Below are 14,486 nucleotides of genomic sequence, written 5' to 3'. Positions count from 1 at the left end.
TTAAGTACTTATTGAATACAAAAGTAAATTATTCCAAGTAAACACCAAAACCATCATCTGACCAGTTAAAAGTAATATGTTCTTGAATGGTAGTCGCTATTTCTATACCCGTATAATTGGCAGCAATTGGAAATGATCTGTGTGCCCTATTCACAAGAAATGCAGTTTCGATCTTTTTAAGATCTAGATCTAAAATGGCTCTTTGAGCGTAAAATACAGTCTTTCCTGAATTTAATACATCATCTACCAATAAGACTACTGCTTCTGAAGAGTTATTTATTTCTTCACTTAATGAAACTGCTGAAGTTGCAGAAGATTTTTTATCAATATCAAGTTTGATAAAATGAGGATTTAAGTCACTTATTTCTCTTAATTCCTCACTTATTTTTTGAGCTAAAATAGAGCCCCCACCCTTAATTCCAATGATGTAAAGGTGCTCTTCTTTAAAATTATTCTCTAAAATTTGAAAAGCTATCCTTTTGATTTTACTCTGGATAGCTTCTCTATCTAATATCATATTGCTCTTTTGAAGCATAATATTAATTATTTTCAGGTATTGGCATTCTTTTACTGTCTTTAAAAGTAGATAAAATCACCATAGATTGCATACTATCAACTACTTCGATTTCACTTACCTTTTCCAACATTAGTTTTTGATATGAAGGAATATCTTTAGCAATGACTTTTAAAATAAAATCACTTGAACCTGTAACATGGTTACATTCGATAATCTCATCTACATCATCAATAGCTTCAATAAACTTATCAATATTTGATTTATTGTGTCCCTTTAAGGATACCATTACATAGGTACTTACACCTAAATTAATTTTTTCAGTATCAAGTTTAGCATGATAACTTTTGATAATACCCGCGTTTTCAAGCTTTTTTACACGCTCTAAAGTAGGCGCTGGAGATAACCCAATATCTTTAGATAACTGCGCATTTGTTATTCTTCCATCAACCTGAAGTATATCTAAAATCTTTTTGTCGATTTGATCTAATTTGAACGATAACATTTTATTTTATGGAGTTTAATAATTAATTACAAAATTAGTATTTATTATTGATTTCACCTGAAGAGAACGTCATTTTTACCAAATTTATTTTTGCGAATTCAATTTTTAATTGATGATAATATTGAAGTTTAAACATTCAACTAATTATATTACAATTCAGACTAAATTAAATATTAATTTTAAAAGCTTTTAATTTATTAACTAGATGTCTATTAATCCCTTACAAAATATTACGATTCAGCTTCATGAACAAAAATTCAATCTCGATCAATTTTTAAATATTAAAACATTTCAGGAAGATCATATTTTGAGTTCTATCAACTTTATTAATGATTTGTTAAGTGATAAACCAACTATCGTGCAAAAAACATCTGGCTCGACAGGCGCACCAAAAGCAATTAATATTTACAAAAGTCAGATTGAAGCCAGCGCTAAGTCAACCTTAAAAACACTATCAGTTCATAGTGGAGATAATGCATTATTATGTATTAATCCAGATTTTATAGGTGGTAAAATGATGATTGCACGAGCTTTAATTGGTGGGTTAAACTTAATTATAGCTCCAGTTAAAGGAAATCCTTTAAAGGATTTTAATAAAGATATTAAAATTGACTTCTTTTCTTTTGTCCCTTATCAGCTTGATAAAATTATTGACGAGACAGCTGAAAACATAAAGTTTTTAGATCAATCAAAAGCAATTATACTTGGAGGCGCCCCTGTTTCAGAATCTTTGAGTGAAAAAATCAAGAATAAATTTAAAAACACGAACGTATATAGCACTTACGGGATGACAGAAACTGTGTCTCACGTGGCACTTAAAAAAATTAATTCCTTTGAAAAAGAGGTATTCCAAGCTCTTGAAGGAGTATCGTTTTCAACTGATGAAAAAAGCCGGTTAATTATTCATGCCAAGAATATTAGTGGAATAGACGCGTTAAAAACAAATGATGTGGTGAAGCTCCACTCTACTACTTCATTTGAATGGTTAGGTAGACATGACTTCGTTATAAATTCAGGGGGTATAAAAATCCATCCAGAGCAACTTGAGCAAAAAATCTTAAAGATATTTAGTGATTATAACATTAGCAACAACTTTTTCATTTATGGAAAAGAAGATGAAATGCTTGGTGAAACTGTCAATTTATTGTTAGAAGGAGAAATAGATATAACTAAAATAAGGCAACTTTTAATTGATAATATAGAAAAATACCATCAGCCGAAATCAATACAATCTATTCCTAAATTTATCGAAACCCCTAGTGGGAAATTGAATAGAAATGAAAGTATTAAATTAGCTTTAGATTATAATCTTTAATCAACTGATATGCAGAAAACACTTAAAATAATCAGCTATATAATTATAGTAACTATAGCATTAATAATTGTAGTATTCGCTTTTTTCTACAAATCAGATATTCCAACCACTGTAAATGAAGAGAAATATTTTACTGAAGAATCTCGCTATATTACAGTTGATCAAAATAAGCTTCATATTAGAATTACTGGTCAGGGTCCAGCTTTACTTTTAATTCATGGAAGTTTCTCATCCCTTCATACTTGGGAAGTATGGCAAATGAATTTAGAAAATGATTTTACTACTATTTCTGTTGATTTACCAGGACATGGTTTAACTGGAGTAAATCCTCAAAATCTATATACCACTGATTATTATTCGGATTTACTTTGGAAGCTAGTTGATCAATTAAATTATGAAAGTATTTCTATAGCAGGTAATTCTATGGGAGGACAAGTAGCCTACAAAATGGCTTTGATGAATCCTAATAAGGTGAAGCAATTGATCCTTTTAAACTCATCAGGAGTAAGAAATCAAAAAAGGGTGATTAAAACTAATGATGGCTTTTCAGTTTTTGATTTAATTAATAACCCTATAAGTGCTCAACTTATGAAAAAAGTAACACCAAAATTTTTAGTAAAGATGAGCTTAAAACAAGTCTATTATGATCATTCCAAATTTAATGAATCCAAATTAGAGAGATATTATGATTTACTTTTAAATGAAGGCAATAGAGAAGCAACTATGGTGCGGTTTCAACAAAAATCTGATAGTCGTTTTGAGGAATTATCGAATTTAGAAATTCCTACACTGATTATTTGGGGAGAGCATGATAACTGGATTCCTGTTGAGAATGCTTATAAATTCAATAAAATTATTCCTAACAGCACATTAAAAATATATGAAAATACAGGCCATGTTCCAATGGAAGAAATGCCATTGGAAACCTCACAGCTTGCAAAAGAATTTATATTAAATCATTAGTTACGAAATCCCTGTCCTTTTAAGTCATCATATATAGCTTGTGCAGCAAATCTTCCTGAAGCCATTGCAGCATTAATGGAGCCATTTAAAAGATAATCTCCAGCTAAATATACGCCTTCCTGTACTTTTGATTGAGAAGGTTTCAATTGGTTTTGAAAATCATCTACTTGAGGCAAAGCATGAGGAATATTAAATGTTTTCAAATGCTCAATGGTGGCCTCCTTTAGTTTAGGGAAAAGCTCTATCAATTCATTTAAAACTTTAGTTTTTAGTTGTGCTTCATTTTCATTGTAATCCTTGGTGACAGATACAGAAATCAAATTACTTCCTTCTGGTGCATATTTTGAAGATGTATCACTCATGACCGTAACATTATTTGTCAGGTATTTTTCTTCTGGAACTAATGCTATTAAGGGCTTTCCAATAGGATCAATATCTGAACTAAAATATAGGTTTGTTACTTTCTGATCTTTTGAGAATTGACCTGACAGTTGCGGTAGCAATTTTTCAGGTTTTGTAGCAATGATGATAGCATCCGCTTCTAGTTCTTCACCTGAATCCAAAACAACTTTTCGCAATCCAACTTTTGAAACCTTATGACCTAATTTTATCTCGGTTTGAGAAAGCTGATCTGCTAGCATTTCTGGTATCTTTTGCATTCCATCTTCAGGTATAGCAGCAAATCCTTCTCCAAACATTTTGAATACAAACTCTAACATTCTTGAAGAAGTATTGAGCTCATTTTCTAAAAATATGCCTCCAAAAAAAGGTTTGAAAAACTGTTGGATAATCTGCTCACTAAAACCTTTATCTTGAAGAAAGGCTAATGCTGTTGTTTCTTTTTTTTCGAAAATTTGCCCTATGGAGGTGTTTTTTAAATTTCTATTCCATTGGAATATTTTAAGCTTATCTCCTAAGGTACCAACAGGAGAAAAGAGCATACTGAATATTGAATTGGGTTGTCTTAACGGATCTGATATTTTATAACTACCATTTTTAGAATCAATAATTTGAGCGCCTGGATTAAACCTTTTTAAATTTAATTTATCATAATCTAAATAGCGCTTAGCTTCAGGGTAAGCAGTTAAAAGTACTTGAAAGCCATGATCTAATAAATAGCCATCCACTTTATCAGTTTTAACTCTCCCTCCTATGCTTTCACTTCCTTCTAATATCGTTGGCTTAAAACCTGCTTTTTCTAATTCAATAGCAGCAGTTAACCCAGATAAACCTGCTCCTATAATTACAATTTTTTCGTTTTGCATAAATTCAATTAGTATTCTTTTTTTGCTTTTCGCATTCAATTATTGAAAACAAACTATTGTGTGTTGATATGGTTATCGGATAAAGAAAATTTTCTATTTATAACCATCTATTATTTTCTTCAAAGCTTCAGGCTCAATGGGTTTACTAATAAACCCACTAACAAAGGGATTTCCTTCCGCTTTCTTAAGATCTGCAGGATCAATAGAAGATGAAGTAATGTAGATTTTCATTTTATCATCTTTTCTAATTTTTTCTAATTCATCCATGAATTCCCATCCATCCATCATAGGCATATTGATATCAACTAAAAGAATTTCTGGTAATTCTGAGGGCTGGGTAGCTATTAAATGTTCTATGGCCTCTCTTCCATCGTAATAATGATATATATTTTCGGCAAAATTCTCATCCTTCATAATGAATTTGCTCACCCTTATAAACATATCATCATCATCAACTATGCAGATATTTTTAAATGTTGCCATCTTTTAAATATACTTTGAATTTTGAACCTACTCCCACCTTACTTTCAACTTCTATTTTTCCTCCCATTGATTCAATTTGATTTTTGGTTAAAAATAATCCTAAACCTCTTGAATGTTTTTGCGCATGAAATGTCTTAAACATTCCGAAGAGCTTGTTACCATACTTATCGAGGTCGATTCCTAAGCCGTTATCTTCTACCGTTATGATAACGATACCGTTAAAATTACGACTTTTAACTTTAACATAAGAATTCGGCTTATTTTTATCTTTATATTTTAAAGCATTTGTTAATAAATTACTAATTATGCTTTCTAAAAATGCGGGGACTGCATATACATTTATATTTTTAGGTACATCATTTATTATTGTCACATTTGATTTTTGGATAAAATTCTGAAAGGTATCCTGAAATGATTTTATAGATTCTGCCAGATTAATCACCTTCATATCATCAGTAGAAGAAACTACTGAAACTACATTATTTAAGTGATGTAAAGTCTCATCTAATTTGGTTGAAGCTATATTAAGCATTCTTAAATATTCATTTTCAGACAATTCAGGGAACTTCTTGTTAATCAAATACATTAAACCCTGAATATTGGCAGAGTGAGATCTCAAATTATGAGAAACTATATAGGTGAAGTTTTTCAATCTATTATTTTGGTCTTCAGCAATTTTCAAATATCGTTCTATTTCATTTTCACTTTCCTTTCTTTTACTAATATCTGAAATTATACCATCCATTCTGACAGCTTCTCCATTAACGTAAATGAATTTTCCTTTATTAAGTATCCATTTAAGATCTCCTTCCTTTGTTTTGATACGATATTCTGCTTCATAAAAGCCTTTCTCTTTTAACTCTTTCAATCCTTTTTCATATTCAGCTAAATCAGATTTAACTATGTTAGCTTTCCACTTATCTTCAGAAAATCCGTCTAAATAATATTCAGTATTGTAACCGGTTAGCTTCTTGATTGAAGGCGTGATATAATTCATATTTTCATCTGATAAATCAACTGACCAGATAACATCAGAAATATCTTTCAGAATATTTTCCATTCTGAATTGTGTATCAAAAAGCTTCTTCTCGGCATAGATTCTTTCTGTAATATCTGAAACAGAAAAAATTACATCCTGTATTTCTCCATTGTCAATTGTAAAAGGTGCTCCAGACACGGAGATGTACTTTATTTTACCATTACTCCAAGTTAAACCATGTTGTATATCTTTTACTGGCTTTTTTGTTCTCATCACCCTTACGAAGGGTAATTCCTCTTCAGGGTAAGGTTTTCCATCAAGTGTAATAGAATTCCAATCTGGGTCATTATATGCTTTCTCTAGAATCTTTGTTTTCTCTAATCCCAATATGTTTTCTGCACCAGAATTAGCAAAAGTAATTTCTCCGTACTTATTAATAATAATTAATGAAAGGGCCTTAGCATTGATTACATGGTTCAAAAACTCTCTTTCTTCTTCAAGTTCATTTTCAAGCTTTTTTCTCATGCTAATTTCCAAATGCATTCCAGAAACTCTTTTTGGAGACCCATCTTTTTTTCGTTCAACTACTGCACCTCTATTTAATATCCACACATAATGTCCAAACCTGTGTTTTGCCCTTAATTCAACTGAAAATTCACCCTTAGTTGGATCAGGAAAAATAGTTTCAATTATTTTATCTAGCTTTATTAAATCATCTTTATGAACTAATGAATGCCAATTTTCAATGGTAGGATCAAAATCAGAAGAGGAATAGCCCAGCATTTCAAACCATTTTTCATTTACCGTAAGCTTATTTGTTTCTAGATTCCAATCCCAATAACCAATTTCACTTGCCTCAAGAACAAACTTCAATCTTTCTTCACTTTCGGTCAGCCTTTCTTCTTGGATTTTTCGCTCTGTAATATCAGACTCTATTGCTATAAACTTGATTAATTTTCCATCTTTATCATATACAGGATTAAAGGTGATGGATACCCAATAGGTATCACCACTCTTTGTATAATTTAGAATTTCTTGAGTGAAAGGCTCTCTTTTTTTAATACCTATCCGATTAGCTTTTATATCACTTGGGTTGGTTTTAGGGCCATGTAAAAAACTTCCTGGTTTTTTACCAATAACTTCATTTAAAGTGTATTTCGTTTTTTTCTCAAAAGCAGCATTAACATATTCGATATAGCCATTTTCATCTGTTATTATCACAAGATTAGTAGTTTTCTCAGCTACAAGTGAAAGCTCCTCTAACATTTTTTGTCGTTCAAGTTCTTCTGAAATATCATGAACTATAGCAACAAACTGACTTTTAAAATTTTCGCGTCTTATTAATTGTAAAAAAACTTCAACTGGAATAACTTCACCGCTTTTAATTCTATGAAATGTCCTAAATCTTTTGTTTGCTAATTCACCTGATTTTAGAGGTTTAATTAGATCTTGAAATTTTTCATAGGGATATTCAGGTTTAATATCATAAGGGTGTAACTCATATAATTCTTCTTCCGAATATCCCATCATTTTAACAGCTCCTTGATTTACGTAGCTAAATTGTAAATCATCTTCATTAAATATAAAAATGCAATCATCCGTTTGATCTAAGGTAGTTTTAAAGGTGCTTAGAAATTCATGATTTTTAATATTTTCAGTTATATCAGTTTGAATGGCTATATATTTAATAACATCCCCTTTATCATTAAATACAGGGCTCACATCACAGGATACTATATATTCTAAACCTGATTTTGAATAATTAAGAATAGTTTGATTAAAAGGCTTGCCTGCTAATAATTTTTCTCTAAATGCTTGAATATCTTTTAAATCGGTATTTTCTCCTTGCAAAAAATGCCCTGGTTTCTTACCAATGACCTCTTCTAATTCATATCCCGTTAAACGTTCGAATGATTTATTTACAAATATGATACATCCATTATCATCAGTTATTACAATTGAATTGGTTGAATTTAATGGAACTAAAGATAATATGTCAGCTTCTTGTTCTTGTAGCTTTCTTTCTGTTATATCTAAATGAGAACCAATGAACCATTCCACCTCACCTGACTTCGTTCTAGAAACTACCTTACCTTTTGTAAGCACCCATCGCCACGTTCCGTTTTTATGGCGCATCCGGATTTCAGTAAAATACTCATTTGTAATTCCACTGAAATAATTACGTGCCTTATTTAAGGCATATTCACCATCATCGGGATGGGTAATATTTAAGAATTTTTCTACTGTTACTGGTTCAAGCTCTTTGAGTGAATATCCTATAATGTTAGCCCACTTTTCATTTACGATTAATTCGTTTGTTTGTATATTCCATTGCCAAATAGCTAAATCTAACTTATTTGAAATCTTATCAATGGATTCATTGATTTCATTTTGATATTGCAGAGCAGCAAGAAAATAAGTTTGATTTTTAAAATCTGTACAACAATAAAAATGAATGGAAATTTTCCCCGAAGAATGAAAAAGTGTTAATTCATTAATGTTTTTATCCGAAGGTTTCTCCTTATTTTTTTTTATTACTTCCTTCGTCAGAACATCTAAAAAATGTCCTTTAACTGTTTCAACTTCATCTAAATTATTTTTTAAAGAAGAGACCAGATGAATAGTTTTAGCTAATTTACTATCTATCAATACCTTATCAGAATCTCCTTGCTCCCAAAAGCAATATCCATCAGTTGCCAAATCATTGATTAAATCAAATACAATTGGATTCTGATTGAGACACTCATAAAGCTTATGTTTCAGCTTCTTCATTAAACCATAATTTATATTAAATATATTAAATTATGAGTAGATAGTACATTTTTATTTTTCTTTTTATTGTCTTAAATTAAGAAAGACTAATTGTTAAAATCATGAAAAATTCACTCAAAATCCCTACTCTTATTTTATTGACTTTTATTTTCAGTGTGCATTTAATAGCACAAGACAAAGTAGAAAATAGACTTGAAGTATCACCCCTTCATCACGAATGGGTAGAATTAGCTGCTGGTGATAAAACTTTGAAATCGTTTATTGTATATCCACAAGTTTCAGAACCAGTTAAAGCAGTCATTATCATACATGAAAACAGAGGTTTAACGGACTGGGTAAGGAATTTTGCTGACCAATTGGCAGCGGAAGGTTATATTGCCTTCGCTCCAGATATGTTATCAGATTTTAATGAGGAGTTTAGTCAGACTTCTGATTTCCCTTCTTCTGACGAGGCAAGAAATGCCATATATGAACTAGATCCAAAATGTGTAAGCTCTTATTTAAACGTTGCATTTAAATATTTAAAAAACTTGCCTGCTGCAAATGGAAGAGTTTCAGTTATTGGTTTTTGCTGGGGTGGTTCCCAATCTTTCCGATATGCTACCAACAATCCTGATTTGAAAGAAGCTTTAGTTTTTTATGGGACAGGGCCTAAAGAAAGTATTAAGTATATGGATATTCAAGCCCCGGTTTATGGTTTTTATGGTGAGAATGATCAAAGAGTTAATTCTACTATAGATGCCTCAAAAAAAGCTATGGACAATTATCAACATATTTTTGACTATGAAATTTATGAAGGTGCTGGACATGCGTATATGCGATCTGGTGATGATCCTGATGGACCCGAAGCAAATATTATGGCTAGAAATAAATCTTGGGAAAGAATGTTAATGATTTTAGGTCAATAAATAAAAAAGGCTGATCTATTTAAAGTAGATCAGCCTTTCTAAATTTATATCAAATCGAATTACATCGCTTCAATTACATTATCTACCTGATTACCGTCTTCATCCACTCTTACAACTTCTTTCAAATTCAACTGCTTTACTCCTTCTAATTGAGTTTCCGCATCACCAACAATGATATAATCCATTTCATCAACATTCATGTATTTATCCATAATGGCTATTATATCTTCTACAGTATATGATTTAAGTTTCTCCTGATTTCTTTTAATAAAATCTTTAGGCAGATCATAAGAAGAGATTTCCTGAAGTACACTTAACTTTTGATTTAAAGTCTCATATTCTCTTGCCTCTTGTCTGATTAAAGCTGTTCTAGCTTTTTCTAATTCAGTTTCATCATAATTGGCCTTATAGTTTTCAATAACTTCAGCAAAAGTCGCAACAGATTGAGGTGTTGTATTCGTTTTTACACTCGCAAAAGCTCCAAATGGGGCTTTTTCATTGCTTGACTGTAAGCTTGAATATGCGCCATAAGTATAGCCTTTTTCTTCCCTTAGTACTTGAAATAATTTACCACCTGAATTTCCGCCTAAACCATAATTCGCAACTGTTAATGGATAATAATCAGGATCTTTTCTAGAAACTGCAAGTCTTTGAACTCTAATAACAGATTGCTTAGCATTAGGGAAATTAGCAAAGTATATTTTCCCTTCACCAGGAACTTCTTTCATTTCATAAGTAGGCATTTCTACTTCTTTTGAAGCCCATTTTTCATTCAATCCATTCAATGCATTTTTAACATCTTCTTGAGAAACACTTCCTGCTACTTGGAAACCTGTTACATTTGGTGCAAAATTATCCGCATAAAAGGCTTTAAGGTCATCTATAGTTATACCTTCTACTGACTCAATAGTACCACTTAATGGTTGAGCAAAAATATGATTTTCCCCATATGTAATCTTATTAGCTACAGAAGAAGCTATTGCATTTGGATTAGCATTTCTTTGCTTAATATTATTAATTTGAGCTGTTTTGATACGAGCGAATTCATCAGCATCCCATCTAGGCTCTAATAACATCTCTTCAACAATTGCCATAGTTTCATCAAAATATCTGGCTAGGCAGTTACCATAAACAACTATCTCTTCATTAGAGGTATACATCCCAATATTAGCTCCCAATTGTCCAATTGCATCTTCCAACTCTTCAGGAGTTTTATTCTTAGTTCCCTCCTGCATAATATCAGTTATAAGATTTGCAACGCCTGGTTTCTCAGGATCATCTAATAAACCACCACCTTTAATTCTAAAGCTAAAGTTTACTAATGGTAATTCATTATTTTGAATACCTAATATCTTTAATCCATTTGCTAATTCAGCCTCATAAATATCTGGCGGAGTGATTAATGGCATTTCTCCTAATTCAGGTTCTTTTGAACGATCAATCTCACTAGGAGTCTTAGTATATTCAGCATCTTGATCTAAATCAGCCATAGTATTTTCTTCCATTGGCTTAACCTCTTCAATTTTAACGGTTGCCTTTTCAGAACCCTCTACGATTAATTCCAATTGTCCTTTAGGAACGAAACTGGTTATAATTGCAGGCTTATCTTTAATATATTTCTCATAAACACGCATTACATCTTCCTTCTCAACTGCTAAAATCTTATTGATGTCCTCAGTGATGTAACCAGGATTACCTGCAAACTCATTATAGTTACTTAACTGGAAAGCTTTTCCTAAAACACTTGAAATTCCGTTGTAGAAATTAGTTTCTTGTTCAGCTTTAATTCTTTGAAGATCTTTTTCCGAAAAGCCATTTGTTTCAAATTCACTTAATGCTTCTTCAATTGCAGCATAAACTGAGTCTAAGTCAATTCCATCTTTAGCTCTAACGCCAATGTTAAATTCACCCGCTAATTCACTTGATCGATTGTAAGCAAAAACCTGTGGAGCATATTCTGTTTCTTCTACTAACTTTTTATATAAAACCGCTCTTTTACCTTGGCTTAATATTTCACCTAAAGCAGTTAAAGCCCAAGAATCAGGATGATATTGTTCCACTGTAGGAAAAACCAATCTTAAGTCAGGCACCTTAGCATAATCATCTTCATGGTAAAGTTTTTTTGATTCCGTGAGTTTAACTGGCATAGCCTCCATTTTATTTTCTTCCCCACGAGATTGAATTTCACCGAAATACTTCTCAATCCACGCTTTTACTTGCTCTTTATCATAATCTCCAGCAATTACTAAAGTAGCGTTATTAGGACCATACCATTCGTTATAAAAATCTTTTACATCTTCTAATGTTGCAGCTTGTAAATCTTCAAGTTCACCTATTACCTCCCAATTGTAAGGGTGGTCTTTTGGGTATAAAGCTTTTTTAATCACATAACTACGATGTCCATAAGGCTGATTATCCACTCTTTGGCGTTTTTCATTTTGCACCACTGGCTTTTCATCCTCCAAATCTTTCTTGGTTACAGCATTAATAAAGAAGCCCATTCTGTCCGCTTCCATCCATAAAATTCTTTCTAATGCATCTTTTGGGACTACCTCATAATAAACCGTTCCATCGGTCCAAGTACCTCCATTAAAAGTACCTCCTAAATCATTAATGTTTTTGAAGAAAGCTCCCTCTTCCACATTTTCTGATTTTTGGAAAAGCATGTGCTCAAAGAAATGCGCAAATCCAGTTCTACCAGGCTTTTCACGGCTAGAACCTACATGCATTTGAATTGCTACGGCTGCGATTGGATCAGATTTATCTTCATGTAAAACTACCTCAAGTCCGTTTGGCAGTGTATATTTTTCATACTTAATAGATAAATCTGCCTTCTCCTCAGCTTTTTCACTAGGTTGACAGGCGGCCATGATGCCAATAAAAAGCATTAATGACCATGTTGATAATTTTCTCATAAATTATTGTTTAATTTTTATTCCCGAAGTTAAGAAGAATAAATTTTGCTTGAAAAGCGAATCAATAATATATCAGCGGAAAACTAATGAGTTAAGTGGTAGGAATTTTTAATTTATACCGTCTTAAAATTTTGCTTTAATGGATGATCTTCATCCAATTTTGAGAATGCTACTTTAACACTTTCATAACCTATATCATAAATCTCCTGAGCTTTAGATAATGAAAAAACCTTATAGTCAGACAATTTGTATGGCTCAATAAACAGATCGCATAATTGAGCTTGCTCTTTGGTTTGATAATTAATAGCCATCATTAAACTACGCTCCAACATCTCTTTCATATTATGATTAATATTTGCTGGGCCTACTGGGTTACAGTTTACACCAATAATGAAATCAGCTTTAGTATGTAATAAATTTGCAGGCATATTGTTAGTAATCCCTCCATCAACATAACTATCTTCACCCATCATAATTGGTTTAAAGATAACTGGTATACTTGCTGAAGCTAATAAAGGTTTAATTAATTCACCCGAATCAAAGTTCACGTTTTCACCTTTTGAATAATTAGTAGTTGAAATGATAAGAGGTATTTTTAAACTATTGAATGAATTATCAGGAAAATATTCTAGTAATAAACCTGAAATTTTCTCAAGGCTAACCAAACCAGACCAAGACATAGCAGGTCTAAAGAATTTCAAGAAATTAATGTCTGAAATAATTTCCAGAGTACGTTTTGGTAAGTATCCTGCTGCCAAAAATGCACCTGCAATTGCTCCAGCACTTGTACCAGAAATAATATCGGGTTTAATATTTTGCTCATAAAGGAATTGAGCAATACCTAAATGAGCAAAACCTCTTGCTCCACCACCAGAAAGTGCCAAACCAATTTTCATATTACTAACTCTGTTTTACGAATTTATAACACCTCAGATAATTTGAATGTTTGATCTAAACGAACACCTTTATCAGTGTTTTTGACTGTACAGCATTCATTTTGAGCATCATGTTCTAAAAATATGATATATTGATTATCAGCTGCTTCTTTCAAAAACTTCTCTTTTTCTGTTAAGGTTAAAAGAGGACGTGTATCATATCCCATTACATAAGGTAAGGGAATATGACCAACGGATGGCAATAAGTCAGCAGCAAATACAATGGTTTTATCTTTATACTTAATTTTAGGAATCATCTGTTTATCCGTATGGCCGTCCGCATACAAAATATCAAATTGTGAGAAGGGAGATGGTTTTCCTTTATCAGCAAAATGTAAATGACCACTTTCATGCATTGGCAAAATATTCTCTTTCAAGAAGCTAGCTTTTTCTCTAGCATTAGGTTCTGTAGCCCATTTCCAATGATCTTGGTTTGACCAATATTTGGCCTTTTTAAATTCAATATCTAATTTAGTATGATCGTCATCTTGCCATTTCACACCACCACCACAATGGTCAAAATGAAGATGCGTTAAAAACATATCGCTAACATCATTCTTTGAAAAACCTGCTTTTTTGAGTGATCCCTCTAGACTTGCTTCACCATGCAAATAAAAATGACTGAAGAACTTTTCACTTTGCTTATCTCCTATCCCATTATCAATCAAAATTAATTGATCACCATCTTCAATCGCCAAACATCGCATAGCCCATGTGCACATATTATTTTCATCAGCGGGAGTTGTGCGAGACCATAAAGATTTAGGAACCACACCAAACATGGCACCACCATCTAACTTAAAAAATCCTGTTTCTATAATATGTAAATTCATAATATGTTCTTTGTTTAAAAATCAAGTTATAAAAAAAATGGCTTTTAAAAATGAGAAAATCTACATTCTTAAAAGCCATTTTATAAATGGTGAATTTTT

At 31.8% G+C, this 14,486-nt stretch carries 11 protein-coding genes; 3 read left to right on the top strand and 8 right to left on the bottom strand.

The features are described 5' to 3' along the window. Positions 1 to 28: 28 nt before the first annotated feature. Both QYS48_RS14975 and QYS48_RS14970 read right to left on the bottom strand, forming a co-directional pair. Positions 29 to 517, bottom strand: coding sequence for a phosphoribosyltransferase family protein (locus QYS48_RS14975; RefSeq protein ID WP_308356628.1), 489 nt, complete (start codon positions 515 to 517; stop codon positions 29 to 31). A gap of 22 nt (positions 518 to 539) precedes the next feature. Beyond that, the gene (locus tag QYS48_RS14970) at positions 540 to 1,019 is read right to left on the bottom strand and encodes an Lrp/AsnC family transcriptional regulator (RefSeq protein ID WP_308356627.1); all 480 of its coding nucleotides are present in this window, start codon (positions 1,017 to 1,019) and stop codon (positions 540 to 542) included. Positions 1,020 to 1,224: 205 nt separating this feature from the next. On the opposite strand from QYS48_RS14970, the gene QYS48_RS14965 reads away from it, so the two are divergent. Further along, complete coding sequence (locus QYS48_RS14965; protein ID WP_308356626.1) at positions 1,225 to 2,334, top strand: AMP-binding protein; 1,110 nt, start codon at positions 1,225 to 1,227, stop codon at positions 2,332 to 2,334. A 9-nt stretch (positions 2,335 to 2,343) separates the two neighbouring features. After that, positions 2,344 to 3,297 (top strand): alpha/beta hydrolase, encoded by a 954-nt coding sequence (locus QYS48_RS14960; protein WP_308356625.1) that lies wholly within the window; start codon positions 2,344 to 2,346, stop codon positions 3,295 to 3,297. Here the strand turns inward: QYS48_RS14960 and QYS48_RS14955 are convergent. From QYS48_RS14955 to QYS48_RS14945, 3 genes are all read right to left on the bottom strand, one after another. Then, complete coding sequence (locus tag QYS48_RS14955) at positions 3,294 to 4,562, bottom strand: NAD(P)/FAD-dependent oxidoreductase (protein WP_308356624.1); 1,269 nt, start codon at positions 4,560 to 4,562, stop codon at positions 3,294 to 3,296. The two genes, QYS48_RS14960 and QYS48_RS14955, sit on opposite strands and share 4 nt — an antisense overlap. Positions 4,563 to 4,655: 93 nt before the next feature. Continuing rightward, complete coding sequence (locus QYS48_RS14950) at positions 4,656 to 5,045, bottom strand: response regulator (protein WP_302100791.1); 390 nt, start codon at positions 5,043 to 5,045, stop codon at positions 4,656 to 4,658. Continuing rightward, positions 5,032 to 8,796, bottom strand: coding sequence for a PAS domain S-box protein (locus tag QYS48_RS14945; RefSeq protein WP_308356623.1), 3,765 nt, complete (start codon positions 8,794 to 8,796; stop codon positions 5,032 to 5,034). Before QYS48_RS14945 ends, QYS48_RS14950 begins: the two co-directional genes overlap by 14 nt. 101 nt (positions 8,797 to 8,897) lie before the next feature. Here QYS48_RS14945 and QYS48_RS14940 point away from each other — a divergent pair, with 101 nt between their 5' ends. Then, positions 8,898 to 9,704: a dienelactone hydrolase family protein gene (locus QYS48_RS14940; protein WP_308356622.1), complete on the top strand. Its 807-nt coding sequence runs from the start codon at positions 8,898 to 8,900 to the stop codon at positions 9,702 to 9,704. 59 nt (positions 9,705 to 9,763) lie between these two features. Here the strand turns inward: QYS48_RS14940 and QYS48_RS14935 are convergent, their stop codons facing one another. The 3 genes from QYS48_RS14935 to QYS48_RS14925 all read right to left on the bottom strand — a co-directional run bounded on the left by QYS48_RS14935 (position 9,764) and on the right by QYS48_RS14925 (position 14,387). Further along, positions 9,764 to 12,619 carry a pitrilysin family protein gene (locus QYS48_RS14935; protein WP_308356621.1) on the bottom strand — a complete coding sequence of 952 codons (2,856 nt, stop codon included), beginning with the start codon at positions 12,617 to 12,619 and terminating at the stop codon, positions 9,764 to 9,766. 113 nt (positions 12,620 to 12,732) lie between these two features. After that, positions 12,733 to 13,515, bottom strand: a complete 783-nt coding sequence (locus QYS48_RS14930; RefSeq protein ID WP_308356620.1) for a patatin-like phospholipase family protein — start codon at positions 13,513 to 13,515, stop codon at positions 12,733 to 12,735. A 23-nt stretch (positions 13,516 to 13,538) separates the two neighbouring features. Then, complete coding sequence (locus tag QYS48_RS14925) at positions 13,539 to 14,387, bottom strand: MBL fold metallo-hydrolase (RefSeq protein ID WP_308356619.1); 849 nt, start codon at positions 14,385 to 14,387, stop codon at positions 13,539 to 13,541. Positions 14,388 to 14,486 lie beyond the last annotated feature (99 nt).

The sequence above is a fragment of the Marivirga arenosa genome (genome assembly GCF_030503895.2).
In the GTDB taxonomy this organism is placed as follows: Bacteria; Bacteroidota; Bacteroidia; order Cytophagales; family Cyclobacteriaceae; genus Marivirga; species Marivirga arenosa.
Note: the sequence above shows the minus strand (reverse complement) of the source record. Positions and strands in the feature narration are given on the sequence as shown.